Origin of the sequence: Desulfosoma caldarium (assembly GCF_003751385.1) — a bacterium.
Taxonomy (GTDB): Bacteria; Desulfobacterota; Syntrophobacteria; order Syntrophobacterales; family DSM-9756; genus Desulfosoma; species Desulfosoma caldarium.
On record NZ_RJVA01000015.1, the window covers coordinates 153,385 to 177,512 of the forward strand.

Sequence of the window (24,128 nt, forward strand, 5' to 3'; positions counted from 1 at the left end):
TTTGTCGCTCGAGGGGAGCGCCACAACGCACGAAGATAAGACCGAGCAGCCTGCGGCGCTTTCGCATGTTTATTTCTCAAATAACCACCTACGACGACGGCGCCTGCATGTGCAACACCCGCCGTATCCACGGCAGGAGCGCCAGGCTTCCCACCAAAACCACCACACCACTGGCCACGAAGGCACCTCGATACCCAAGCACGGGAATGACCAGGCCCGCCGCATAATTGCCCACAAACACGCCCAAAGTTCTCACAGCATAAACCACCGCGGAATGGCCTCCCAATCGGCCCTGAGGAAAAAAGGCCGCCGTCATGATGCCCATGGCCAGAATCACCGGCACATCCCCAGTGGTGTGCAAGACGCGCACGGCAATCATCTGTGGAAGTGTCTGCGCGTAGGCGGTCAGGCTCTGAAAAACGGAAGAAACCACCAGCCCCAAAGTGAGCAGCCACACCACACTCTGGCGCACATCAAAACCTCGACCCGTGGCCGGAGCCATGGCAGCCATCCATAATCCCACGGCCAGGTAGCTTAAGCCCACCTGGACGCTGGTAAAACCCAGGTCATGCCTCATGAGCAAAGTGTAGGAAGTCTGTTCCACACCGAAATGGGTCGCATAGAGCAACCAGACCACGAGGAAGACCAAAGCCCTCGGTTGCTTCAAGTCTTCACGATAATCCCCGAGGTTGAATCGAATGGGGTCGCTGTCCTGCAGGGTGAGCACAAGGACGATGAGCAGAGCGGCTCCGGCCACGGCAAATCCCAGCATGCGCACATAGTTCGCATCCCCCCACAAGCTTCCGGAAACCAGTGGGCCAATGCCAAAGCCCAGGTAACTTCCCATTTGGTAGACGGCAATCTTGACGCCACGGCGTGCCGGCGAGATGATTTTAAGAAAAAGCGCCAGCAGAACGGTTTGAAAAATGGCCCATGAAAGCCCGCCCAGAACGGCAAGGGCAAGAAAAGCATACCACGCCTCCGCGATGCGAAGCCCGGCCATATGGATAAAGAGAAGGACGGCTCCGCCGACAAGCACTTTCTTGGGACTGACCCTGTCAGACAAAACGCCCAAAGGAATCATCAGAATGAGGGCGGAAATGGAATAAAACCCCATGATCATGCCCACCATGCCGTCGGAAAAGCCGCGGGACTTGAGATGCAGAGGAAGAAAAGAAAACATCATCCATAGCACCGCCGTGTACAGGAATCCACACAGGGGAAAAGTCATGATCCGCGCAGAAAAAGGAAAGGTCAAAACAACTCCGGTACCGGGTTTCATGGAATCTTGCGTGCCTCCTCCAAATCAATTCATCGTCGAATCGGAAAGGACGCACTCTACCTCATTGGCCGTGGGACGCAAGCGCCTTGCCACAACTCGACGAAGCTCAAGACCTAAGGCACGCCATTCAAACCCTTGGCGGCAGCGCCTGTCGAAAAGGTCTTGGAAAATGAGCTTGATTAGCGCAGGCCGAATAAAAGTTTCGAATGGCCTTGTGCGTACCGGACCCTTCAAGGCCGACTTCCAGCAACTTTGACATACGCCACCATTGAGGTTAAAAACAGAGACGTTTGATCAACTTTGTGTGAACCTGGGAGGAGAGAAAATGAAACATTGTCAGTCTTCGAAACTGTGGATCATTCTTGGCCTTATTCCCGTTTTCGCCTTGACCTCGTGCGCGGGGCCTCAAAACAAAACAGAACAGGGAGCGCTCATCGGCGCCGGCGCCGGGGCCGCCACCGGGGCACTTTTGGGCCAAGCCATCGGGCGCGACACGAAATCCACCCTCATCGGCGCCGCCGCGGGAGCCCTTGTGGGCGGCGCTGCCGGCGGCGCGATCGGCAATTACATGGATCGGCAGGAACAAGAAATGCGCCAAGCCTTGGCGGCCACAGAAGCCGCCAACGTGCAGCGCACGCAGGATGTTCTGGCGGTGACCTTCAAATCCGACGTGCTTTTTGATTTCAACTCGTCCACCTTGAAACCTGGAGCCCACAGCGAACTGGATCGCGTGGCTCAGGTGCTCAACCGCTATCCCCAAACCCGCATCACCGTGGAAGGTCATACAGATTCGGTCGGATCCCTTCAATACAATCAGCGGCTTTCCGAAAGGCGCGCCTTGAGTGTCAAGGAAGCTTTGGTGAGCCGTGGGGTCAGCCCGGATCGCATCGAGACCATCGGTTACGGGGAAACTCGGCCCATCGCGTCCAACGACTCCGAAGCGGGCCGCCAGCTCAATCGTCGCGTGACCATTCTCATCACCCCCGTGCAGGGTTAACGGCGCGGCGCCGCCATTCATAGAGGGCCACCGCGGTGGCCGTGGCGGCGTTCAAAGATTCGACGCCCGGAACCATGGGGATGGCGACGGCCTGGCGCCTCCATGGTTCCGGCAGTCCGGGCCCCTCCAATCCGGCCAGTAAGCCAAAGGTTTCTGGAAAGATCGCCTCATGCAAAGGACAGCCGTCCTGGGACAAGGCGATCATGGGCAGTGTGGTGGGCAGATCGGCAACCGAAGGCCCAAAAAACAGTCGAAGTCGAAAGGCCGCCCCGGCCGAAGCGCGGACGGCCTTGGGATGGAAAGGGTGTGCGCTTTCTTTTAGGAGCACGACGGCGGTGACGCCAAAGGCCGCCGCCGTGCGAAGCACCGCCCCCACGTTTTCCGGGTCCTGAAACGGCACAAAAAGGGTGCACCCCGGGCCCAGGCCATTCTCCGGGGTCCAATACAAAATGGGCGGCACCTGCACACTCAACAAAGGATGCCCCGTACCGAACAGGTCCAGAGTCTCAAAAAGATTCTTGTCCAGTTCCAGCCAGGTCACATGTTCCCCGCAGGCCGAAGGGGGTGGCGGCCCACCGGCAACCGAAATCCAAGCCTGAACCAGGTTGGGCCTGGACGCCAACACATCTCGAACCACCTTGGCCCCGCTTACCAGACACAACCCTTCCTTTCGAATCCCCCTTGGGGTTAGGGCCTTCTGAAGCCTTTTGAAAGCCGCATTATCAAAACTGGCCATGCGCTTGTGGCGCCCCGAAGCGGAGGCCGCCTGACGCACCAGGGCCGCACGCTCACTTTGCCTCACAAAAACCACGAGGCGCCGTCGGTGGGGCGTTCCTGGAATCACGTAGTGTCGGTCTTCCTTCAGCGCAAAACGCCCCTCAAAACGTCGCACAGCGCGGTCCAGTTCATCGTCGCAATGGGGCCCTTTCATGAAGATGAGCAGCCCCCCCTTTTCCAAGCACCCTTCAATGCGTTCCATGGTTTCCGCCATGGATTCCACAGCTCGCGTGATCACGCCACGCACGGGCCGGTCATACGAGGGCCCGATGCGTCTTCCTTCGATCGAGACACCGGAAAGCCCGAGAGCCGCACAGACGTCCTCAAGGAAGCGAACGCGATGCTGACGGCTTTCTGCCAACACCACTTCAAGGTCAGGGTTAAAAATCTTTAGGGGAATGCCGGGCATGCCGGGCCCGGTGCCCAGGTCCATAAGGGGTGAAGGCAAGGACACCATGAGGCCCGGAAGAATGGAGTCCAGGTAAAGTTTTCGAACCATGTTGTCGAAGTTGTGCACCCGGGTCAAATTGAGTTCCACATTGTGCTTTCTCAGCCATCGATGGTATATCCACAGCTGGTGCACTTGTTGCGCGTTGGCCCGCACACCGCTTTTTTCCAGAATGGAGGCCAGGGCTTGAGGGCTTGGCTTCACAGATGGGGTCATCGACCTTTGCGCCATGAAGAGGCTGCTTTTCCTTTCGCGTTTCACGTCCGTTGCGGATTTTTCAGGCGGAGTCTTGCCATGAGTCTTCACAACGTTGGGCAGGCTGATCCTTTGCATCTAGCCTGTGCGACCAGTCAAAAACCCCTAGCGTTCGTCCACCCACTCTGGCCTGTGCTGCACGTCGACAATCATCTTCTCGCCGTTTATAAACCCGCCGGGCTCTTGGTTCAAGGTGATCCCTCCGGGGACCTTAGCCTTTTGGATCTGGCCAGAAAATGGATCAAGGAACGATACAAGAAGCCCGGCAACGTCTTTGTCGGCCTTGTGCACCGGCTGGATCGGCCCGTTTCCGGCCTTGTCCTGCTTGCTCGAACATCCAAGGCGGCCTCACGCCTGAGTGCGGTGTTTCGTGAAAACCGTGCACAAAAGATCTATCTGGCCGTGGTGGAGGGCCGCCCGAGCAGGGCTTGTGCCACCCTTGTTCACGGGCTGATACGGCAGGAGTCGAAAAGCGTCGCTGTGCTTCCCGTGAAAACTCCTGGCACGCAAAGGGCTGAGCTGCATTACCGCACTGTGGCCTTTTCCGATCAGCGCACGCTGCTTGCCGTGCACCTCAAGACCGGCCGAAAACACCAGATTCGAGCCCAATTGGCCCATGAGGGCTGTCCCATCGTGGGTGATGTGCGCTACGGAGCACCCACGCCCCTGCCGTACCGCAGCATCGCTCTGCATGCCTGGAAACTGACCCTGCCCCATCCCACCAAGGGTGAAGCCGTGGAGATTTCCTGCCCCCTTCCCCTAAACTGGCCATGGTCTCAAGAGGATATGGGAAATCTTTCCATTCTCAGCCCTTTTCGACCTCTGTGGCATTGGTGCCAATACGAACCGAATCTCACTTGAAGCCGACGCGCACACGATGAAAAAAGGGGAACGGGAAGCTCAAAGAGAGGGCCCATATTTGGACCAACGTATAAACTCGCTCCGTTCACCAGCCCGCGTTCTTGTCACGGGGTGGGTTTTGTGAAAAAATGTTTACTGTATCCGTGCTTTGTTTTTTCGCCTTCACCCCACAACAGGAGGACACCATGGCCGAATTGATGGACGTGATTCGATCCCGACGCAGCATTCGAAACTTTGAAGACAAAGATGTTCCCGATGAACTGCTTCAAAAGGTTCTGGATGCCGTCAAATGGTCGCAGTCCTGGGCCAACACCCAGTGCTGGGAAGCCATCGTTGTGCGCCATCCGGAAACCAAGGCCAAGCTTCAGGAAACCTTGGCCAAAGGAAATCCCGCCACCAAATCCATCACGGCGGCTCCTGTGGTGGTGGCCCTGTGCGGCAAGCTGCAAAGCGCCGGGTACTATAAGGGCGAGAAAACCACCAAGTTCGGCGACTGGTTTCTTTTTGATCTGGGCATTGCCACACAAAACTTCTGCCTGGCCGCCACCGATTTGGGACTCGGCACCGTGGTGGTCGGCCTGTTTGACCACGACAAGGCTAAGGAAATCCTCGGCGTACCGGAAGGCTACGAACTGGTGGTACTCCTGCCTCTGGGGTATCCATCCAAGGTGCCGTCGGCTCCAAAGCGACGGGAAATTGAAGAGTTCACCCATTATGAAAGGTTCTAAAGCTGCCCCTGCAGTGCACGGGCGCCTCGCGTGAAAAAAAACGGGCGGGACGCCCGCGCCTCCAGGCAATATCGTGACGTCGTTGTCGGCCTGCCCCCGCGTTTTGCTTATCGCTTTCGGAGCCACTATTCATGCCTCCCAGCAAGTTTCTGTATGAACGTGAAGATATTCTTACCTTTCCGGCCACCATTGAACACATGGAAATGGTGATTCGTTTCTTTGAAGATCGCGTGGAAACGTCCAACACACTCCATCTTCGCGCTTTTGAACCCCCTTGAGGACGTCACTTTGAATGCCAGGGACCTGGAAATGCGTTCTGCGCGCCGGCGCGCTCATGGTGCCTCTGTCCAAGAAACCGTTCCGTTCCCCTATCACCTGGAACAAGAACACCTCAAGCTTCTCATGGCGCCGCCTCGGCTCTTATAAGCGGGGGAACGGTTCATCGTCGCCACAGAAAACCTATGGTACCCTTCTGACCGTCTTCTGGAAGGCATCCACCGCGATGTCACGCCGCCCGAAGCCTCTCAGTAGGACGTGTCCCAATGCCAGCAGTGGGGATTTCAAAGAATCATGCCCGTCATCGACGACTGCCGAGCCAAGTGCACCATGACCACAACCCTGGAAGTGGACGCGCGCTATACGCACATGATCACCAACGGGATAATCAGCCCCCGGCACAATCCCGACGGCCTCCCCATGCCCATTCCGGGCTTACCGCATCGAAAACCCATGACCAACCACAACCCCGTGCCAATGGCGCCATACCTTTTTATCGCCTGTGCCGACAGCTGGGATGAACTGCTGGATGTCGTCACCTGCCCTTCGGGCCGCACCGTGCGCCTGGAATACTTAGTGCCTTTGGGTCGTAAAGATGATGCTCGCATTCCCATGAACATTCTCAAAGATGCGGTGCTCTGGATCTATCACCATCAGGGCCATGAACACGCCGGGGAAACCTATCGCACCACCTCTATGACCAAATCCAACGACGGCGGGATGAGAAACGTGGGAAACACCACCATCGTCACCCACGCCGCTCTGGTCTCCGAACACAGCTTGGACAGCCACCTGCTCTGCGCCAATGCTGTCATCGTCCATGAATTCGAACACAACCAGTGCGGCAGCGAAACGACCATGGAAACTCCCTTTGACATGTGGCTGAACGATGCCTACACCGTGGACGTGGCGCGCCGTTACCTGGCCCACCGGTTCGATCCCACCTTTGTGCGCCTGCAACAGGTGGACAGCCCCCGCCATCCCCTGCTAGGCCCTTTGGCCATAAAAGACGGAGGCCATGCGGGAGCCACTCTGCGTCAAGGTTTTAACGACCCCGAGGAACTGCTGGATGCGGTGAACTATGTGAAAGGCGCTAAGTTGTGCACATGCTTCGGCTCATGCTAGGTTCCAATGCCTTTGGCGCAGGAACCAGACTCTATTTTTCCCGCTACCGAAACGCCAACGCAAATACGGACCAGTTTTTTGAGTGCTTTGAAGAGGTTTCCGGGATTTCTCTTGCCACTTTTAAGAAAAAGTGGATGGAGCAACCGGGCTATGCTCGCGTCACAGCCCGCACCCAGTACGACGCGGCAACTCAAAGTCTGACGGTGCCGCTGCGCCAAGACCTTAAGGACGGCGAAGAACCTTTTCCCGTCCCCGTGTCGGCGGCTCTGGTGAATGCCCAAGGTCGAGACATGCATGGCACCTGCAAAATCCATCTCCTCTCGGAGCGGGAACAGAGCTTCACCTTTTCCGGCCTACTGGAAGAACCGGCCTTTGTGTCCCTGAAGCGCAACGCCTCCTTTTACGGCACCTTTGACGACGCCACGGCAGACGAAACCTTTCTTCAGAGCCAGACTCTGCGGGACCTCAATGCCTTCAACCGCGTGGAAGCGTTTCGAAAACTTACGCACCGTGAACGCTTCACCCAGATCACTGCCCCTGGAACCCCCGTTTCCAACAGCTGGCTCCATGTTTACCGCACCATTTTCCACGGTGCCATCCTGCCCTGGGCTCTCAAAGCGGCCATGCTACGCATCGACGAACAGCCCCTGGACCGGCGCTACGCCGCCTGGTTTCCGGAACTGGTGAGGGCTCGAGAAATCCTGATGCAAGCTGTCAGCTCCCGCTTTCACGAGGATTTGGCTCACGCTGTTCACGAACTGCGCCACGCCATGAAGCCTGAGGATGCGCTTCAGGTAGGCATTCAAAAAGGGGAACTCTACGGCGTGCTGGTGGACCTTTTGGCCGTGGCGGACACGCCCGCGGTGCACGAAATCCTTTTGGACCATTTGGATCACGCGCGCACCGCTACGGAACGGTTTCGACTTCTTATCGCCTTGAACCGCAGTTCGTGGAAAGGGCGCCTGGAACTCCTGGAACAGACCTACCGGCAGGGGTACGGCGATGTGACCGGCTATGCCAACTACCTGAAGGTGGTGGCCCTGGGAACACACCCTGATCTGTGGCACCTGGTGGAAAAGGAAAAAAAACGACCGGGATTTGATACAGCCCATCTGAGCGTCAGCCGGGCTCTTTTGGTCGCAGTGGCCACCAATACCAAGAGGGTCTGGACCGAGGAGGGCATCGACTGGATACGACGGCACGTGGTGGACATGGCCTCGATGAACGCCAACATTGCCGCAGAGTCGTCAACACCTTTCAACACGTGAAGAGCCTTCATCCACAATGGCGCCGTCGCGTCTGCACAATCATTTAGAGTATCGTGGCCCGCATGTCCTTACAGGATAGTGCCATTATCGCCGGGGAGGCTCACAACCACCTTTTCCGATGCCAACAAATCGATACCCATTTTGACCCGTAAAGCACAACGGCCGGCTCGGCAAAGCATGATCTGAAAAAGCCTCGGACCCCTTTTGCTAAAAACAGCGGGAACATATTTGAAGACGATGACCGCCAAAGCACGACATTGCGTGGGCCCCTTGTGCGCACACTTTTTTTACCCCTCCCCCCTTGACTTTGCTGAGGCTAATGATTTGAATAGGAATCGTTACTAGTTAAGACTTCGTTTCGATTCATGAAAAGATGAACGTTTCGAAAAGGAAATGGCACAACAATGCCTCGAAGGTCTCGACATCGTGACGCCGTTTTAGATGTTTTACGGCGCTCGCACGACCATCCGACGGCCGATCAAATTTACGATGCGGTGCGCCAGACCTTGCCGCGCATCAGTTTGGGGACTGTTTATCGCAATTTGGAAATTTTGGCTTCCCAAGGTTTGATTCAAAAGATCGTTACGGGCTCGGGTCCCATGCGCTTTGACGGCAACCCTCATCGGCACGTGCATCTACGCTGTGAGCGCTGTGGCGCTCTGGAAGACGTGCCCATGAAACAGCCCTTGAATCCCACGGCCTTTGTGGACGAAGGTTCGGGCCAGGTGGTGCGTTCCTTTGTCCTGGAGTTTTCCGGCCTGTGTCGGCGTTGCGCCTCGGCGGACGTTTCGGGAGGCGCTTCGGGAGGGTGTATGCCGGCGCGAGGAACGGAACCGGCCCCCTTTGAGGGGATCGATTGAGGTCACGGCGTGAAATCTTAAAACCTTTGGTCATGAAACCACTAGAAGGAGGAGAATCATGTCTAGACTGAAAGGTACGCGTACGGAAAAGAACCTTTTAACGGCCTTTGCCGGAGAATCCCAGGCCCGAAATCGCTACACCTACTTCGCTTCGCAAGCGCGCAAGGAAGGTTACGTGCAAATGGCTCTCATTTTTGAAGAAACGGCCAATCAGGAAAAAGAGCATGCCAAGCGTTTTTTCAATTTCCTTGAAGGAGGTGACGTGGAAGTCCAAGCCGCTTTTCCCGCGGGAAAGGTGGGATCCACTCTGGAAAACCTCAAAGCCGCCGCGGCGGGCGAACACTATGAACACACGGAAATGTATCCGTCCTTTGCCGCCGTGGCCAGGGAAGAAGGCTTTGACGATATTGCAGCGGTTTTCATGAACGTGGCCGTGGCTGAAAAGCAGCACGAAAAGAGGTACCGAGACCTGGCGGAAAACATCGAAAAAGGGCGAGTGTTCAAGCGGGAAGCCCCTGTGATGTGGCGTTGCCTCAACTGTGGGTTCATCTACGAATCCGTGGAAGCTCCCAAGCAATGCCCGGCCTGCGCCCATCCTCAGGCGTATTTTGAGCTCCTGGGAGAAAACTGGTAAGGCTACCGCAACATGGGGCGTCCGCTGGACAACCGGGCGCCCTTTGATGCCGGAAAGGAGGTGATGGCCTCATGGTCCCCGTCGCCATCAAGGACAAGATCTTCAACGTGGGAGCGGTGGATTGGAACATTCGAGATTTCCACGGCTACTCCACATACAAAGGCACCACCTATAACGCCTACCTGGTCATGGACGAAAAGATCACGCTTTTTGACACGGTCAAGAAGCCTTTTAAGAGCGACCTGCTGCATCGCATACGCAAGATCACCGACCCTCGAAACATCGACTACCTGGTGGTGAACCACGTGGAAATGGATCATTCGGGGTGCATTCCCGAAATCATTGACGCCGTAAAACCCCAAAAGGTGTTTTGTTCCGCCATGGGGAAAAAGGCTTTGGAAGCGCATTATGGATCGCAGGACTGGCCGCTGGAGGTGGTCCAGAGCGGGCAGGAGATCTCCTTAGGACAGCGCACGGTGCGTTTCCTGGAAACGCGCATGCTTCACTGGCCTGACAGTATGTTCAGCTACCTTCCTCAAGATAAGCTCCTCATTTCCAGCGACGCCTTCGGCCAGCACTGGGCTACCAGTGAAACCTTTGACGATGAGGTGTCTCTGTCCGAACTATTGCGCCATGCCGCCAAGTATTATGCCAATATCCTTTTGCCCTATTCTCCTTTGGTCCAAAAGTTGCTCACCTCGGTGGCCGAAATGAAGCTGGACATTGACATGATCGCTCCGGACCACGGTATCATTTGGCGCAGCCGCCCCGATGTCATTCTGGACGCCTATGACACGTGGAGTTTACAAAAGGCGCAACGCAAGGCTTTGGTAATTTACGACACCATGTGGCAGTCCACGGAAAAAATGGCCCATGCCGTCGCTTCGGGCCTGGCTGAAGAAGGTGTCACCTACAAGGTGCTCAGCCTCAAACGCAATCACCGAAGCGACATTCTTACCGAAGTTTTGGACAGTGCCGCCGTGATTTTCGGCTCTCCTACCCTCAACAACGGCATGCTTCCCACCATGGCCGACATCCTCTGCTACATGAAAGGGCTCAGACCCACGGGAAAAGTGGGCTCAGCCTTCGGTTCCTATGGCTGGAGCGGCGAAGCGGTCAAGGACATGGTTCGGTGGATGGAAGAGATGAAGATAGAGATCGTGGCGCCGCCCGTAAGGGTGCAGTACGTTCCCGATCATGAGGCCTTGGCGCAGGCTATGGAACTCGGGCGCCTCGTGGGCCGTGCCGTCAAGGAACGGACAGGGTAAGCCTTCAAGACCGACTCGAGGGAGCACCGGGCCGGACATCAAGGAGGAACACTCGATGGATGCCTTGTTTTTATCACGTCTACAGTTTGCCGCCGCCACCTATTTTCATTTTCTCTTTGTGCCCTTGACGCTGGGTTTGTCCATTCTCATCGCCGTCATGGAAACCAAGTTTGCACGATCGGGGGATGACGAATATCAACGCATGGCCAAGTTTTGGGGAAAAATCTTTTTGATCAATTTCGCCGTGGGCGTGGTCACGGGAATCACCCTGGAATTTCAGTTTGGTACCAACTGGTCGCGATATTCTCGCTATGTGGGCGACATCTTCGGTTCCTTGTTGGCTATCGAAGCCACGGCGGCCTTTTTTCTAGAATCCACCTTTATTGCCGTCTGGGCGCTCACGTGGAATCGACTGTCCGCCAAGGCTCATGCCGTTACTATCTGGCTTGTGGCCTTTGCGTCCAATCTTTCCGCCGTATGGATCCTTACGGCCAATGCCTGGATGCACCATCCCGTGGGCTACACGCTTCGTGGCGGCCGAGCGGAACTGACGGATTTTCTCGCCGTGGTGACCCAGCCTTTCGCCTGGCATACGATTCTGCACACCCTCAGCGGCGCCTACATTCTCTCGGGCATGTTCGTCATGGGCGTGAGCGCCTATCATCTGCTTCGGCGCCAGCATGTGAGTTTCTTCAGCCGGTCGTTTCGCATGGGGACCGTCATGGCTCTCATCTTTTCCGTGGTGGCCGTGGTTCACGGCCATGTGCAGGGTTCCGAAGTGGCACGCGTGCAACCCTCCAAGCTGGCGGCCATGGAATCCCTGTGGGAAACCAAGCAGAGGGCCCCTCAGTATTTGCTGGTCATTCCCGATGAAAAGCGAGAACGCAACCGACTGGAACTGGGAGCTCTTCCCGGCGTGCTCAGCCTGCTCGCCTACCACGACGTGAACGCCACGGTCAGAGGCCTCAAGGATTTTCCCAAGGAAGACCGCCCTCCCGTGACCCTCACCTTTCTCGCGTTTCGCCTCATGATCGGCCTGGGATTTCTCTTTCCCGTGCTGGCCCTGTGGGCGTGGTGGAAAAGGCACCGTCTGCTGGAAAGCCCCCGGCTTCTCAAAGTCATGCTTTACTCCATTCCTTTGCCGTATCTCGCTTGCCAGGCGGGCTGGACCGTCACGGAAGTGGGCCGGCAGCCGTGGGTCGTCTACGGCGTCATGCGCACGTCCGATGCCGTCTCACCCATCGCCGCCTCTCAGGTGGCCGTGTCGCTCACCGCTTTCATCGTGGTCTATTCCCTGCTGGGTCTCGTGGCCTTTGTGCTCATGGCCCGCTACGCCAAACGAGGACCGGCGATGGAAACAGCGCAATCGTGACGGGATTTTCAACAGGAGGTTGGTCCATGCTTGCAACCGTATGGTTTCTGCTTTGGGGCCTGTTGTGGGCCGTCTATTTCATGCTAGGCGGGTTTGACCTGGGCCTGGGTGTGGTGCAGCCCTTCGTGGCACGATCGGAAGAGGATCGGCGCCTGATCGGCCAGGCCATGGGTCCGTATTGGAACGGAAACGAGGTGTGGCTCATCGCCGCCGGCGGGGTCACTTTTGCCGCCTTTCCTACCACCTATGCTGTCATGTTCAGCGGCCTCTACGCAGCCCTCATGCTCATTCTTTTTGGGCTCATTCTGCGAGGGGTCGCCTTGGAGTTTCGTCACCTGGGTTCCGGGTCTGGCTGGAAATCCCTATGGGACGCCTGTCTTTTCGTGGGAAGCTTGCTCCCCGCATTTCTTTTGGGTGTGGCCTTTGCCAACATTTTTCAAGGCATTCCCATCGATGAAAACGGCGTGTTTCAGGGAAGCCTTTTGACCCTTCTGAACCCGTATGGACTGCTGGGAGGTTTGCTGTTTCTGCTGCTTTTCGTGGAACACGGCACGCTGTGGTTGGCGCTTAAGACCACCGGCACCCTGCACGATCAAGCCGCACGGCTGGCCAAAGGCCTCTGGTGGGTTCTGGCCGCCACGGCCGTAGGCTTTCTTGTGGCTACCTGGTTCGCCACACGCCTCTACGCCAACTACCTCGAAAACCCCATGCTCTTTTCCGTCCCTATCGTGCTCATTCCGGCTCTGACCGTGGGGGCCCTTTTCGCCATGCGTTTCTTTGCGGCCAGGAACCATTGGGGGCGTGCCTGGGTGGCTTCGGCTCTAACCATCGTGGGGGCCACCTTTTTCGGCGTCGTGGGCCTGTACCCCAACATGTTGCCTTCGAGTCTCAACCCCACCTACAGCCTCACCGTGCACAACGCCTCTTCGAGCCCCTTGACTCTCAAGATTATGCTTGTCGTGGCGGTGATCTTTGTGCCCATCGTCCTAGCCTACCAGGGCTGGGCCTACAGACTGTTTCACCGCAAGGTGAGCCTGGATGAGGCGGCCTACGCCTACGAAGAGGCCTAGATATGGCGACAAAGCCAGCTTGGATCGAGGAGGCCAAGCTGGCTTTGTCGGCCCTGGCCGAATGCTTTGAGAGCGCCTTTGAAGAAGTGGGGCTCTTTCCTGAGCGGCCCATGCCTTCACCGGTTTTTTCGCGGGCTGAAAGCCTGCACGCTTGGGAAGGAAGATCCCTAGCCGAAAAGACCCTTGTTGAAAGCGGGCCTCGAAGACCCGGCATCAGAAAAAAAACCACGCCAGCCAAAATGTGACGAACACGGCCCATGCCAGAGGCCCGCGCTCCCGGGAAGGTCCCTTTCATCCTAGGCAAGGTCGTCCCGGAGCGAGAGGAAACGCTCGTGGGGCGCCACAGATTTGCTGAAGCCTATGGCTGACCCAAGTGCTGAATCCCACCTTGTCCTTGAGCGCGAAATGGCCTTCGCGCCCTTTCTTTGGCCGCCTCACGTTGCCCTTTTCTTGCATTCCCATCCTTGACAAGCGGAAAAAATTGTAGGTAAAAGAACTGTGTTTGTGAAAAAATGCTTTTAACGGAAGGTCAAAGTATTGAGCGGAAAAGGCCTCATTCTTTTTTCTCGTGTTTTTTCTTTCTGTTAACCCTTCAAAGGCGTGGGGCGGACTCATGGGCGAAGTGAAAAAGAGCGCGTCACAAAGGGGCGTCGGCATGATTGCTTTTCTTGCCGGATTTATTGGAGCGCTTCTCGTGGGATGGGTCGTCTTTCCCAACGTGTTGTATTCCACAAAGACGCAGCCCATTACGTTCCTGCATTCTTCCCATCAGGACAGCGACTGTCAGGACTGCCATTTTTTTCGCGAGGACGGGTCCTATAATGGGCTGCCCAAGCTGGAAACCTGTGCGGAATGTCATGAGGAGCCGATGGGGGAAAGTCCTGAGGAACAAAAGCTGGTCGAAGAATACATTCAGCAGGAACGGGAGATTCCGTGGTTGGTCTATGCGTGGCAGCCGGACAACGTGTATTTTTCCCACGCCGCGCACACGGAAACGCAAGGCATCGAGTGTGTGCGATGCCATCGGGACGTGACCAAAGAAACCAAGAATCCGCCTTTTAAGGAAAACCGTCTCACCGGCTACAGCGACAAGACCATGAAGATGGTGGAATGCGAAAAATGCCATGCGGAGCGGGGGGTCAGCAACGCCTGTCATGTGTGTCACAAGTAGGGCAGGTGCCGCCGCGGGCTGAAGGTTTGGCTGAGACCCATGAGGTCCCTAACCGAATGAACGCGAGGGATTTGGAATGAGTCTTGGGCGAAGAGCGTTTTTACAGTTTGTGGGCGGAGCCATTGGGGGCACGTTGCTCACCCCTATCCCCTGGAAATTAGCCGACGATTCCGCCATATGGACGCAAAATTGGTCGTGGCGGCCGTCGCCCGAGCGGGGCGAGATCACGCGCGTGCACAGCATTTGCCAGATGTGCCCGGGAGGGTGCGGTATCACGGTTCGTTTGGTCAACGGCCGCCGCGCCGTGGCCGTGACGGGCAATGCGGCGCATGCCTTGAGCAGGGGCGGCGTGTGTCCCTTAGGGGCGTCCGGTTTGCAGTACCTTTATGCCCCCTACCGCATTGCCAAGCCGTTGAAGCAAAAGGGGGCGCGAGGCGATGTCAAGGGATTTCAAGAAATTTCCTGGGATGAAGCCCTGAAAGAGGTAGCCACCAAACTGACCCAGCTGCGCGCCGAGGGCAAATCCCATACCGTGGCCTGCCTCACCGGCCAGAAACGCTCCACCATAGCCCCGCTGTGGCGGCAGTTTCTTACGGCATACGGATCCCCCAATTTTTACACCATGCCCGATGCCTCCGACAGCGCGCGCTTGGCCGTGGCGCTGACCACGGGCACCGACGCAGACATCGGATTTCGGTGGCACAAAGCCTCCTATGTGCTTTCCTTCGGTGCCCCTTTGCTGGAAGGCTGGGGAAGTCCCGTTTACTTGCAACAGATTTTTAGCCTCTGGCAGACAGAAAGACTCGGGGTTCCCAAGACACTGTGGGTTCACGTGGATGCTCGAGCGAGCCTCACAGCGTCCAAGGCTCATCGCTGGATTGCCTGCCAGCCGGGCACGGAGGCGGCTTTGGCCTTGGGCATAGCACATGTTCTGGTGCGGGAAAAACTCTACGATGCGGCTTTCGTGGCGGACAAGGTCTTCGGCTTTGAAGATTGGGTGGACCTCTCGGGCGCGCAGCGCAAAGGGTTCAAGAGCCTGGTGCTGACCCAATACGGGCTGGACGAGGTGTCCAAGATCACCGGCGTGGCGCCTCAAACCATTCAGGAACTGGCTCGGCAATTGGCGCAGCAAAAGTATCCACTGGTGGTCTGGGGCCAGGACAAGGGAGAGAAACCCAATAACCTTTACCACGACCTGGCCTTCTTGGCCCTCAACGCCCTGTTGGGCAATCTCTCACCTGCCGGAACACTGGCTCTGGTGCCCCATGATCCATGGACGGTATTTCCGGAACCCGTTCTGGATGCGGAAGCCTACCGAGGGCTTGGACAACCCGCCTTGGGGCGCCCTGCCACGGTGCCTCGCACCAAGGTTCCCGTCAACACGGTCATGCTCTTCCTGGAAGCCATGGCGGCCGGGTCCGAATATCCCGTGGAACTCCTGTTCGTCCACGAAGCCAACCCTGTCTACAGTTTGCAGGAAACGTCACTGGTCACCCAGGCCTTTCAAAAGGCGGGCATGGTCGTCTCCTTTTCTTCCTACATGGACGAAACCTCGCAGTGGGCAGATCTGGTCCTTCCCAACCACAACGCGTTGGAACGGCTCGATGACGTCATCGGGTTACCCGGCGCCCCCGTGGCCACCTATGCGCTAGCATCCCCCATCTTGAAGCCGCACCATGACACGCGGTCCACCGGAGATGTTGTGCTTTCGCTGGCCGCGGCGCTGGGGGGCGGCGTGGCGCAAAGCCTTCCGTGGAAGTCTTACGAAGAAGTGCTCAAGAGAAGGGTTTCGGTCATTGCAGAAACCCGATCGGGCCTGGTGGCGGCTGCAGGCAGCTTTGACCCTGCCAGGGTCTCCGCGGATCGAGGCTTGGCACCCAATTACAAGGACGCCACAGACCTGTGGAACAAGCTCAAAGCCGGAGCCTGCTGGGTGGATGCGGCGCCCACGCCGCTAAGTTTTGCTACACCGTCGCAGCGTTACGAACTGGCCTGCCAGGGACTCATGTCCAGCGTCTCCCCTTCGGCTTCCGACGAACTGTTCTTGCCGAGGTTTCATCCCCTGAAACCTTCGGGCGACGAAAGCGAATACCCCTTGTTGCTCACAACCTACGCCACGCTGATGCTTTCGGAAGGCTATGTGCCCAACGCTCCGTTCATGAACAAACTGCTTCCGGACGATCTTCTGCGCGCCCAAGACGTGTTCGTGGACATTCACCCGGAAACGGCGCGGTCCTTAGGACTGACCGACAAGGGATCTGCGCTGCTGAAGACTCCTCGAGGAGAAGCCCGCGTGCGGGTGCGGATCACGACGGGAGTACGGCCCGGGGTCGTAGCCGTGCCTCAGGGATTCGGGCACACGGCCTACGACGCCTATGTGCAGAACAAGGGCTTCAATGCCAACAGCCTCGTCGAAGTACAGCTGGATCCCGTGACGGGTCTGGGCACGGTGTGGGCGACTCGAGCCCAACTTCGGCGGGCTTAGGAAATTCAATGCATCGGTCGCCCGGCTTCTGTCCTAGCGGCCTGTGGTTGTCAGCCTAACAGAGGATGTCACCCATGAGTGGAAGCGCACATTCGGAGCATGCGGAAAGCAAGGTCCGTTACGGCATGGTCATCGATTTGGACAAGTGCACCGGCTGTGGAGCCTGTTCGGTGGCCTGCCAGCAGGAAAACAACGTCTCTTTTCGGCCCGATGAAAGCGACAAACTGCGCACCTTGTCCTGGATGACTTTGTATCGGCTGGAAAACGGTGCGGACTATCCCGACTATCGCGTGGCCATGCTGCCTCGGCCCTGCATGCACTGCGATTCGCCACACCATTCCCCGTGCACTTTTGTGTGCCCGGTCAACGCCACCATTCGCGACGAACACACGGGCATCGTGGACCATGTGGCCGTACGCTGCATCGGATGCCGCTACTGCATGGTGGCCTGCCCCTATCATGCCCGTTCCTTCAACTGGTGGGATCCCACATGGCCCAAATCCATGGAAGCCATGCTCACACCCGAGGTGAGCCCGCGGATGCGCGGTGTGGTGGAAAAATGCACCTTTTGCCATCACCGCTTGAACCTGGCTCGAGACCGCGCTCGACTCAATGGAGAAGACCCGGACACGGTCGTCTACACGCCGGCGTGCGCGGAAGCGTGCCCCACCCGCGCCATCACCTTTGGCAACCTCAAGGACCCGAACAGTGAGGTGGCCAAGCTGGCCAAGGATGCTCGAGCCTTTCGCATTCTGGAAAAACTGCACACGGAACCCAAGGTCTATTACCTGAGTTCCGCGCAGTGGATACGGCGTCAGTCGGACAACAATCTGTGATGTCTTGAGCATTCCTAGACTTTTTCAGGAGTCCGCTATGGATAAGGCTTTGATTCCGGAAGGTGTGAAGCGGTGCCCACTGCCGGTTTTTGGCTTGTGGATGTTGTTCTTGCTGGCGGTGATCGCCTGGGGCATCTACGCCGGCCTGACCGTCCTCATCAAGGGGTTGAACGTTACCGGTTTAAACAACTACTTCGGCTTCGGGCTCTATATCACGGTGGATCTCGGCATCATCGCTTTGGGTGCCGGAGCCTTCTTTTCCGGCTTCATGTATTACGGCCTGTCCCGATTCTTTCCTCGACTCAAAGAGCTTCACAAGATCATCAATCTGGCCGTCATTGTGGGGTTTTGCTGTTACACCGGTGCCTTGTTGGTGCTTCTTTTGGAAATCGGGCAGCCGCTTAGAGGCTGGTTCGGCTACTGGCACGCCAACGTGCATTCCATGCTCACGGAAGTCATCTTTTGTATTTCCTGTTACGCCATCGTGTTGATCATCGAATTTGTGCCCATCATATTGGAAAATCGTAAGCTGGACGCCGTGAAACCCCTGCACATCTTTGGGCATAATCTCCATGAGATCATGGCCATCTTTGCCATGACCGGAACCTTTTTAAGCTTTTTCCATCAGGGCTCTCTGGGCGGTGTGCCCGGCGTCATGTTCGGACGCCCCTTTGCTTACCGCACCGGGTTTTTTATCTGGCCCTGGACCTTCTTTCTGTTCACCCTTTCGGCCATGGCCTGCGGTCCCGCCTTTACGGCACTCATTTGCCGGATCATCGAAAAGGTGAGTCGCAAGACTCTTGTGGACCGCAGTGTTTATGAACTGATTGCCAAGGTCACCGGCAGCTTGCTTCTGATCTACCTCATCTTAAAAACCCTGGATACTCTCTACTGGGCCCTGGACACGGCGCCCGGCTTCGGATTCAAGCTCAGCGACTTCTACGAGGCGCCCTACGGCATGTGGCTTCTCTTTACAGAACTGGGCGTCTGCGGTGTCCTTCCGGTCATTCTGCTGCTCACGCCCCAGACCAGGAATTCCAACGGCCTGCTCTTCCTGGGCTTCTTCCTCAACTGCGCAGGAATCGTCATCAACCGGTTCGTCATGACCGTGCAAGCGTTGGCCATTCCCGTGATGCCTTTTGATCAGTGGGCGGTCTACATCCCTACATGGGCCGAATGGGCGCCGTGCATTGCCATGCTGGCTTACGGGGCCGTCATCGTGTCGTTGTCGTATCGGTATCTGCCCATATTCCCGAGAGAAAAAGAGCTGAATCCTTGAGAGCGCTCAGATCCACCTGTTCCTCTCATGAACTCGGTTTCAGGAGTGAGTCTGAGGGGGCTCGGTGCTCATTGGAGCGGTACAGGGTATAGCAGGGAGCGACGGCGCAGGGACGCCTCGCTCCCTGTGGCTTTTGTGGGTCGGCCTTAGGGTTTGACACGCCCTGTTGTAGGTGTTACCCTTCGACCTTCTGAATAACTTTATCACGGCTGAGGCGTTGGTCTTTCATGCGTACCGAAAAACCCCGGCTTCTGGATTTCTTTGAAAGCCACCACCATTTGAAGTTAGTCCTGTCCCTGACGGTGCTTTTTTTGCTCATTCTCGAAACCCTTATTTACCTGACGGCAGCCAGTCAGGCGGGTCAAAGGACGCGGCTGATTATCACCAACACGGAAGGACAAAAGGTTTACGAGACCACGGGAAGCACCCTGTCGAGTTACGAAAAAATGGTCTTTGAAAGTACCTTTGGGCCCTTGGACCGCTATCGCATGCAGCTGCACAGCGAGGAGCGCCCGTTTCCGTTTCGAGCCTGGCTGTCCGCGGCCGTGGGGATTCCGGTAGGCCTCATTTTGATCATCGCCTTTGCCATCAAGGCATTCTTGAGTCTCCTATACGGCGATGCGGAGCCACCGCCTGCTGCCCAGGCCCAGATGGGATCCGCCGAAGGGCGTTTGGGTTCCGTCTTTGAACTGTTCCGAGGCATTTCTGTCTTTCACGTGGGCATCCTGGTCGTGGTGAGCGTCATTTTATTTTGGATGGTTCCCAATCTGCTGGGCGACTTCGGCCGCGTGACCTGGACGTTTCTCAAAGAATACAAAATTCTGGTTTTTGGAGGCGCCTTATTCCTGGCCGGTATCTTGATTTGGATCATTTATCTGCGTTATCGATTGTCGAAGCAGGTTCTTCAAAACCAAGTGGAAATCGAAAAACTTCGGCTCGAATACCATCGAGCGTGCGACAATCGTCCTCTGGAACTGCTGACGGCTTCGCACTCCGAGCCCCGCTCCGACGCTTAATGTGCCCGGGGAAAGGATTCGCCCATGTTCTTCAGCCGCCTTTTCAAGAAAAAAAAGCAAAAACCTGAAGAAAAAAAGCCCGATATCAATCAGGGCATTTTTTATCTCTACCTCATCATCGGCCTTCAGGTGCTCTTTGTCTTCGGTCTCATGGCCGTCATCATCACGCTGGGCAAAGTCCTGGCCACGCCGCTCTGGGTGTTTCTGTTCAGCCTGGCCGTCGGCTCGACGGCCTGCTACTACATATACAAGAAGGCGCAGAGGCAATTCCGAAAGATGCGCGAAGCTTTAAAGCACGTGGATTTGTCGGACCGCAACTATGAAATCAGCATCATGGGCGGCATGCTGACCATGAAGGTGGAACACAATCCCCGAAAGCTTTTGGAAGACCGTTCCACCGCCGTGGTGGATCCCGAAGCCCTGGACGCCACGACCGCAGCCATCCCCCCCAAAATCGCCGGCCTTTCTCGATAGCACGGGCAGCCCCGCCGGCCCAGCCCATCGCTTTTGACGCACACCAAGGTCGCCGTTTGTCTCGAGGTGTGGCCCTTTGAGCCGCAGCGAGAGTTCAGGGAGCCACTATTTCTTCCAGGTCTGAGCAAGTCGTTCGAAAGTTTGCGCTTTGGCCCTTTCCGCAAACCGTGGCCTCGATTCGACGGGCGGCCAAAGCTCATTGGGCTGAAGGAACTCCTTGGATCCCCGCGTTTGCGGGGATGAGGCGGCGTGTGTCCACGTCCCATGTCTCCAAAGACTCGATCCTACCTTTTGCGGGAATAGCACGTGGAGTTTTCTCTGTGTCTAATCGAGGCGGGACAGGCTCATGGCCGGCAAGGCGGGCTCCTTCCAGCGGGTGAGCACCGTGTCTTTTCGCCAATGGAGATCGTCCTTTTGCGGATGATCCACGTTGTAGTGCAAACCTCGGCTTTCCTTTCTCGTGATGGCACAGCGCACGATGAGTTCCGCCACCAGAGCCAGGTTTTGCAATTCCACGAGGTCGGGGTGCAATGGAATGTGAGGTAGATGTTCCCTGATTTCCATGCGCACCTGCGCAATGTGCAAGCTGGCCAGATGAAGCCTTTTATCGGTGCGCACAATGCCCACGTAGTTCCACATGAGCCGGCGGATCACATCCCAGTTGTGGGAAATGAGTATCATTTCGCTCTGGAATCCATTACCTGCCGAGGTTTCGATGTTCACTTCCGGCACGCGAGGGAACGCTCTTTTTTGCCATCGAGGCAGGTTTTCAAGGCAATGAAGGGCGGCGCGATGCGAAAACACTGCGGCTTCCAGCAAAGAATTGCTGGCCAGACGGTTGGCCCCGTGCAGTCCCGTGCAGGCACATTCCCCGATGGCGTAGAGATTTTCGATGGACGTTCGGCCCCAAAGGTCTGTCACGATGCCTCCGCACATGTAATGGGCCGCCGGCACCACCGGAATGGGGTCCTTGGTGATATCGATGCCGAGGCTGAAGCATTTCTTGTGGATATTGGGAAACCTTTGTTTGAGAAACTCGGCGTCTCGGTGCGTGATGTCCAAATAGACGCAATCGTCTCCCGTTCTTTTCATTTCCGTATCGATGGCTCGAGCGACCACGTCCCGGAAAGCCAGGTCCTTGAGCGGATGATATTTTTCCATGAACGGGCGGCCCCGCTTGTCGATAAGACGGCCGCCTTCTCCGCGCACGGCTTCCGAGATGAGAAAGTTTTTGGCATGGGGATGATAGAGGCAGGTGGGATGAAACTGGACAAATTCCAGATTCGCCAGGGATGCTCCGGCTCGATAGGCCATGGCCAACCCATCTCCCGTGGCCACGTCGGGATTGCTCGTGTAAAGATACACCTTACCTGCTCCGCCGGTGCACAGCAATGTGGCGTGGGCCGTAAAAATATGAATCTCACCGCTCGTTTCATCCAAAACATAAGCGCCCCAACAGCACTGTCTCTGCTGCACCGTCACGGATCCGGCGCGAATGGCCTGGTGATCGATGATGAGGTCCAAGGCCAGATGGTTTTCAAAGATGGCCACGTTGGGATGGGATTCCACCGCTTCCACCAGCACCCGCTCAATGGCCTGCCCGGTCATGTCTTCGGCATGCACGATGCGGTTTCGGCTGTGCCCTCCCTCACGCCCCAGGTCAAAAAGACAATTAGGACTCTGGCCCCGTGAAAAGGGAACGCCGATGGACGCCAGTTCCTGAATTCGCTCGGGACCCGACCGCACCACCAGTTCAACCACCTCGGGTCGACTCAACCCGTCGCCCGACTTCAATGTGTCCTCGATGTGCAACTGAAAGGAATCGTCGGGGCCCAGCGCCGAGGCGATTCCTCCCTGAGCATAATTGGTGCTGGTTTCCAGCTTGTCTTTCTTGGTCACAACGGCCACGGTGGCCTTTTGCGCCACTTTCAAGGCAAAGGTCAGACCCGCAATGCCGCTGCCGATGACCAAGAAATCAAAACGATGTTCCATGCCCGCATCCTTTCCTAAGTCTTTAAGAGCCAATCCAAGCGCTCGGTGGCCACAACTAGAAAATCCGACATCGCGTGGCGGCCGTTCTTGACAGGGGCAACTCTAGTGCAGTAGAGAGGCTGTGTAAAGTATTGGAAGATCAATCACTTCTTAAGCAATGAGCTACTTATGACGATCGCTTCGCCCGATAGTCTCAACATTCCTTTGCCCTCCCAGAGCCTGTTTGGGCCGGGGCTGCCTTCGGTGGTCGTCTTTGATTGCGATGGCGTGCTGTTTGACTCTCGAGAAGCTAACGTGCGCTTTTACAATCTTGTCATGGAACGGTTTGGCCGGCCTCCCCTTCAGCCGGACCAAATGGACTATATCCACATGCACTCGGCGCGGGAATCCCTGGAATATCTCCTGGGTACGGGTCCGGTTCTCGAAGAGGCCTGGGCGTTTTGTCAGGGTCTGGATTTTCGTATGTTCAACCGCTACCTGAAGAAAGAGCCGGGCTTGGATGAGTTGCTGCGCTACCTGAAACCTCGATGCCACGTGGCGCTGGCCACCAACCGCACGGTCTCCACACGGGACCTTCTGGCCTCATTTCACCTGGACAGCGCCTTCGACCTGGTGGTCACTGCAGCGGATGTGAGCCATCCCAAACCGCATCCCGAAAGCATGGAAAAGATTCTCAAAGCCTTTGGCGCGCCGCCCCAACATGTGCTGTTTGTGGGAGACTCCCAAGTGGATGCACTGTTAGCGCAAAACACCGGAGTCGTCTTCGCCGCCTACAAAAACCCGTCGCTTTCCGCGCACCTCCACGTACCCTCCTTTCATGCTCTACAGGCCCATTTGGCCACGACTTTGGACGGCACGGGTTTGAGCCACGGCTCGGCGACCCCATGACTTGTGATGCCCGGCGTTTTCCAAGTCTTTTTCTTGTGGGCACATCTCATCGTGACCCAAATGGCTTGCGGCGATGCCGAAGACTTTTGAGGGCACTGAATCCCCAGGTCATCCTGGTGGAAGTAAGCCCTTTTGCCGTGCGTTTTCGCCTAAAACACGGCCGTTTCTTGTTGAAGCTCCTGCTGCAGAACCTTCATAAAGCTACGGCCATGACCCGCATCCCTGTGGCCCTCGCGCTGCGCTCCCCCTTCATTCAGCCTATTCTTCGCCAATGCACTCTGCCCTTTGAATATCGAGCCGCCTTTCAAAGATTTCGCGAAATCGGCACGCCGCTCTTTTGTGTGGATACCGGAGAAGCGAGCCGTCTATTTGTAGCCGACTGGCCCGAAATGCTATCTTCAGAAAACCTGGCCCGCCTTCTCACATCTAGCCTACCGTCGCCTCTTTCGGCGGCGGACGAATATGCTCTGGCGCGTCGCGCCTTGACCCAGGCAAAGCCCGGCGCCCAGCGCCGACACTGGAATGAGGACTTTACCTTGCGGCAGCAGAGAGAAGCATGGTTGGAAAAAACGGTTCGCGCCACCCTGGAAAGGCTTCAGCCCAGCCCATTGGTCTACCTTGGAGGATGGCGTCATGTGGTGCCCGATGCGGGACAAAGCCTTTACGATCGGCTGTGCGACCTGAATCCTTGCCCGCTCCTTTTGGATCAGGCTGATGAGGGGCCGCGGAATGATTTCAACCCCTAGCCGCGCGTGCGCCAAAGCGG

Annotated in this window: 23 protein-coding genes; 20 read left to right on the plus strand and 3 right to left on the minus strand. The window is 56.9% G+C overall.

What is annotated here, in order from left to right:
• Positions 1-88: 88 nt before the first annotated feature.
• The gene (locus EDC27_RS14260; RefSeq protein WP_123291302.1) at positions 89-1,282 is read right to left on the minus strand and encodes an MFS transporter; all 1,194 of its coding nucleotides are present in this window, start codon (positions 1,280-1,282) and stop codon (positions 89-91) included.
• 325 nt (positions 1,283-1,607) lie between these two features.
• Here EDC27_RS14260 and EDC27_RS14265 point away from each other — a divergent pair, with 325 nt between their 5' ends.
• Entirely contained in the window at positions 1,608-2,279 is a 672-nt protein-coding gene (locus EDC27_RS14265) for an OmpA family protein (RefSeq protein ID WP_123291303.1), read from the plus strand.
• Here the strand turns inward: EDC27_RS14265 and rsmG are convergent.
• Positions 2,260-3,735 (minus strand): 16S rRNA (guanine(527)-N(7))-methyltransferase RsmG, encoded by a 1,476-nt coding sequence (gene rsmG, locus EDC27_RS14270; RefSeq protein ID WP_123291344.1) that lies wholly within the window; start codon positions 3,733-3,735, stop codon positions 2,260-2,262. The genes EDC27_RS14265 and rsmG overlap by 20 nt on opposite strands.
• Before the next feature lie 63 nt (positions 3,736-3,798).
• On the opposite strand from rsmG, the gene EDC27_RS14275 reads away from it, so the two are divergent.
• The 17 genes from EDC27_RS14275 (at position 3,799) to EDC27_RS14360 (ending at position 20,482) form a co-directional block, all read left to right on the plus strand.
• Positions 3,799-4,620 carry an RluA family pseudouridine synthase gene (locus EDC27_RS14275; protein WP_123291304.1) on the plus strand — a complete coding sequence of 274 codons (822 nt, stop codon included), beginning with the start codon at positions 3,799-3,801 and terminating at the stop codon, positions 4,618-4,620.
• 185 nt (positions 4,621-4,805) lie between these two features.
• Complete coding sequence (locus tag EDC27_RS14280; RefSeq protein WP_123291305.1) at positions 4,806-5,348, plus strand: nitroreductase family protein; 543 nt, start codon at positions 4,806-4,808, stop codon at positions 5,346-5,348.
• Positions 5,349-5,479: 131 nt separating this feature from the next.
• Positions 5,480-5,626 (plus strand): hypothetical protein, encoded by a 147-nt coding sequence (locus EDC27_RS16115; protein WP_170161844.1) that lies wholly within the window; start codon positions 5,480-5,482, stop codon positions 5,624-5,626.
• A 256-nt stretch (positions 5,627-5,882) separates the two neighbouring features.
• Entirely contained in the window at positions 5,883-6,749 is an 867-nt protein-coding gene (locus EDC27_RS14285; protein ID WP_148045781.1) for a M1 family aminopeptidase, read from the plus strand.
• Positions 6,731-8,017: a DUF3458 domain-containing protein gene (locus EDC27_RS14290; RefSeq protein WP_123291307.1), complete on the plus strand. Its 1,287-nt coding sequence runs from the start codon at positions 6,731-6,733 to the stop codon at positions 8,015-8,017. The genes EDC27_RS14285 and EDC27_RS14290 overlap by 19 nt, the downstream gene beginning before the upstream one ends.
• 404 nt (positions 8,018-8,421) lie before the next feature.
• Complete coding sequence (locus EDC27_RS14300) at positions 8,422-8,877, plus strand: Fur family transcriptional regulator (protein ID WP_123291309.1); 456 nt, start codon at positions 8,422-8,424, stop codon at positions 8,875-8,877.
• A 58-nt stretch (positions 8,878-8,935) separates the two neighbouring features.
• Complete coding sequence (gene rbr / locus EDC27_RS14305) at positions 8,936-9,511, plus strand: rubrerythrin (RefSeq protein ID WP_123291310.1); 576 nt, start codon at positions 8,936-8,938, stop codon at positions 9,509-9,511.
• A gap of 71 nt (positions 9,512-9,582) precedes the next feature.
• Positions 9,583-10,779 (plus strand): FprA family A-type flavoprotein, encoded by a 1,197-nt coding sequence (locus EDC27_RS14310; RefSeq protein ID WP_123291311.1) that lies wholly within the window; start codon positions 9,583-9,585, stop codon positions 10,777-10,779.
• Between the two features lie 55 nt (positions 10,780-10,834).
• Positions 10,835-12,151 carry a cytochrome ubiquinol oxidase subunit I gene (locus tag EDC27_RS14315; RefSeq protein ID WP_123291312.1) on the plus strand — a complete coding sequence of 439 codons (1,317 nt, stop codon included), beginning with the start codon at positions 10,835-10,837 and terminating at the stop codon, positions 12,149-12,151.
• A 26-nt stretch (positions 12,152-12,177) separates the two neighbouring features.
• Complete coding sequence (cydB, locus tag EDC27_RS14320; RefSeq protein WP_123291313.1) at positions 12,178-13,221, plus strand: cytochrome d ubiquinol oxidase subunit II; 1,044 nt, start codon at positions 12,178-12,180, stop codon at positions 13,219-13,221.
• Between the two features lie 2 nt (positions 13,222-13,223).
• Complete coding sequence (locus EDC27_RS16120) at positions 13,224-13,466, plus strand: hypothetical protein (RefSeq protein ID WP_123291314.1); 243 nt, start codon at positions 13,224-13,226, stop codon at positions 13,464-13,466.
• A gap of 410 nt (positions 13,467-13,876) precedes the next feature.
• On the plus strand, positions 13,877-14,392 hold the full coding sequence (gene qrcA / locus EDC27_RS14335) for a menaquinone reductase multiheme cytochrome c subunit QrcA (protein WP_245994609.1): 516 nt from the start codon (positions 13,877-13,879) through the stop codon (positions 14,390-14,392).
• Positions 14,393-14,468: 76 nt separating this feature from the next.
• Entirely contained in the window at positions 14,469-16,877 is a 2,409-nt protein-coding gene (locus tag EDC27_RS14340; protein WP_123291317.1) for a molybdopterin-containing oxidoreductase family protein, read from the plus strand.
• 74 nt (positions 16,878-16,951) lie between these two features.
• The gene (gene qrcC, locus EDC27_RS14345) at positions 16,952-17,713 is read left to right on the plus strand and encodes a menaquinone reductase iron-sulfur cluster-binding subunit QrcC (RefSeq protein ID WP_123291318.1); all 762 of its coding nucleotides are present in this window, start codon (positions 16,952-16,954) and stop codon (positions 17,711-17,713) included.
• 37 nt (positions 17,714-17,750) lie between these two features.
• The gene (gene qrcD / locus EDC27_RS14350; protein ID WP_123291319.1) at positions 17,751-18,992 is read left to right on the plus strand and encodes a menaquinone reductase integral membrane subunit QrcD; all 1,242 of its coding nucleotides are present in this window, start codon (positions 17,751-17,753) and stop codon (positions 18,990-18,992) included.
• A 227-nt stretch (positions 18,993-19,219) separates the two neighbouring features.
• Entirely contained in the window at positions 19,220-20,008 is a 789-nt protein-coding gene (locus EDC27_RS14355) for a hypothetical protein (protein WP_123291320.1), read from the plus strand.
• Between the two features lie 24 nt (positions 20,009-20,032).
• The gene (locus tag EDC27_RS14360) at positions 20,033-20,482 is read left to right on the plus strand and encodes a hypothetical protein (protein WP_123291321.1); all 450 of its coding nucleotides are present in this window, start codon (positions 20,033-20,035) and stop codon (positions 20,480-20,482) included.
• A gap of 324 nt (positions 20,483-20,806) precedes the next feature.
• Here the strand turns inward: EDC27_RS14360 and nadB are convergent, their stop codons facing one another.
• Entirely contained in the window at positions 20,807-22,474 is a 1,668-nt protein-coding gene (nadB, locus tag EDC27_RS14365; RefSeq protein WP_123291322.1) for an L-aspartate oxidase, read from the minus strand.
• A gap of 168 nt (positions 22,475-22,642) precedes the next feature.
• Between nadB and EDC27_RS14370 the strand changes: the two genes are divergently transcribed.
• Positions 22,643-23,362, plus strand: a complete 720-nt coding sequence (locus EDC27_RS14370) for an HAD family hydrolase (RefSeq protein ID WP_123291323.1) — start codon at positions 22,643-22,645, stop codon at positions 23,360-23,362.
• Positions 23,363-23,478: 116 nt separating this feature from the next.
• Positions 23,479-24,108, plus strand: coding sequence for a hypothetical protein (locus tag EDC27_RS14375; protein WP_148045782.1), 630 nt, complete (start codon positions 23,479-23,481; stop codon positions 24,106-24,108).
• Positions 24,109-24,128 lie beyond the last annotated feature (20 nt).

Excerpts from the sequence above, each read along its gene's own strand:
- EDC27_RS14360 (WP_123291321.1), top strand. The coding sequence starts at position 20,033 with ATGTTCTTCAGCCGCCTTTTCAAGAAAAAAAAGCAAAAACCTGAAGAA.
- EDC27_RS14340 (WP_123291317.1), top strand. The coding sequence starts at position 14,469 with ATGAGTCTTGGGCGAAGAGCGTTTTTACAGTTTGTGGGCGGAGCCATT.
- qrcC (WP_123291318.1), top strand. The coding sequence starts at position 16,952 with ATGAGTGGAAGCGCACATTCGGAGCATGCGGAAAGCAAGGTCCGTTAC.
- qrcA (WP_245994609.1), top strand. The coding sequence starts at position 13,877 with ATGATTGCTTTTCTTGCCGGATTTATTGGAGCGCTTCTCGTGGGATGG.
- EDC27_RS14260 (WP_123291302.1), bottom strand. The coding sequence starts at position 1,282 with ATGAAACCCGGTACCGGAGTTGTTTTGACCTTTCCTTTTTCTGCGCGG.
- EDC27_RS14265 (WP_123291303.1), top strand. The coding sequence starts at position 1,608 with ATGAAACATTGTCAGTCTTCGAAACTGTGGATCATTCTTGGCCTTATT.
- cydB (WP_123291313.1), top strand. The coding sequence starts at position 12,178 with ATGCTTGCAACCGTATGGTTTCTGCTTTGGGGCCTGTTGTGGGCCGTC.
- EDC27_RS14290 (WP_123291307.1), top strand. The coding sequence starts at position 6,731 with ATGCTTCGGCTCATGCTAGGTTCCAATGCCTTTGGCGCAGGAACCAGA.
- rbr (WP_123291310.1), top strand. The coding sequence starts at position 8,936 with ATGTCTAGACTGAAAGGTACGCGTACGGAAAAGAACCTTTTAACGGCC.
- EDC27_RS16115 (WP_170161844.1), top strand. The coding sequence starts at position 5,480 with ATGCCTCCCAGCAAGTTTCTGTATGAACGTGAAGATATTCTTACCTTT.
- EDC27_RS16120 (WP_123291314.1), top strand. The coding sequence starts at position 13,224 with ATGGCGACAAAGCCAGCTTGGATCGAGGAGGCCAAGCTGGCTTTGTCG.
- EDC27_RS14300 (WP_123291309.1), top strand. The coding sequence starts at position 8,422 with ATGCCTCGAAGGTCTCGACATCGTGACGCCGTTTTAGATGTTTTACGG.
- nadB (WP_123291322.1), bottom strand. The coding sequence starts at position 22,474 with ATGGAACATCGTTTTGATTTCTTGGTCATCGGCAGCGGCATTGCGGGT.
- qrcD (WP_123291319.1), top strand. The coding sequence starts at position 17,751 with ATGGATAAGGCTTTGATTCCGGAAGGTGTGAAGCGGTGCCCACTGCCG.
- EDC27_RS14315 (WP_123291312.1), top strand. The coding sequence starts at position 10,835 with ATGGATGCCTTGTTTTTATCACGTCTACAGTTTGCCGCCGCCACCTAT.
- EDC27_RS14275 (WP_123291304.1), top strand. The coding sequence starts at position 3,799 with ATGAGTCTTCACAACGTTGGGCAGGCTGATCCTTTGCATCTAGCCTGT.
- rsmG (WP_123291344.1), bottom strand. The coding sequence starts at position 3,735 with ATGGCGCAAAGGTCGATGACCCCATCTGTGAAGCCAAGCCCTCAAGCC.
- EDC27_RS14280 (WP_123291305.1), top strand. The coding sequence starts at position 4,806 with ATGGCCGAATTGATGGACGTGATTCGATCCCGACGCAGCATTCGAAAC.
- EDC27_RS14355 (WP_123291320.1), top strand. The coding sequence starts at position 19,220 with ATGCGTACCGAAAAACCCCGGCTTCTGGATTTCTTTGAAAGCCACCAC.
- EDC27_RS14310 (WP_123291311.1), top strand. The coding sequence starts at position 9,583 with ATGGTCCCCGTCGCCATCAAGGACAAGATCTTCAACGTGGGAGCGGTG.
- EDC27_RS14370 (WP_123291323.1), top strand. The coding sequence starts at position 22,643 with ATGACGATCGCTTCGCCCGATAGTCTCAACATTCCTTTGCCCTCCCAG.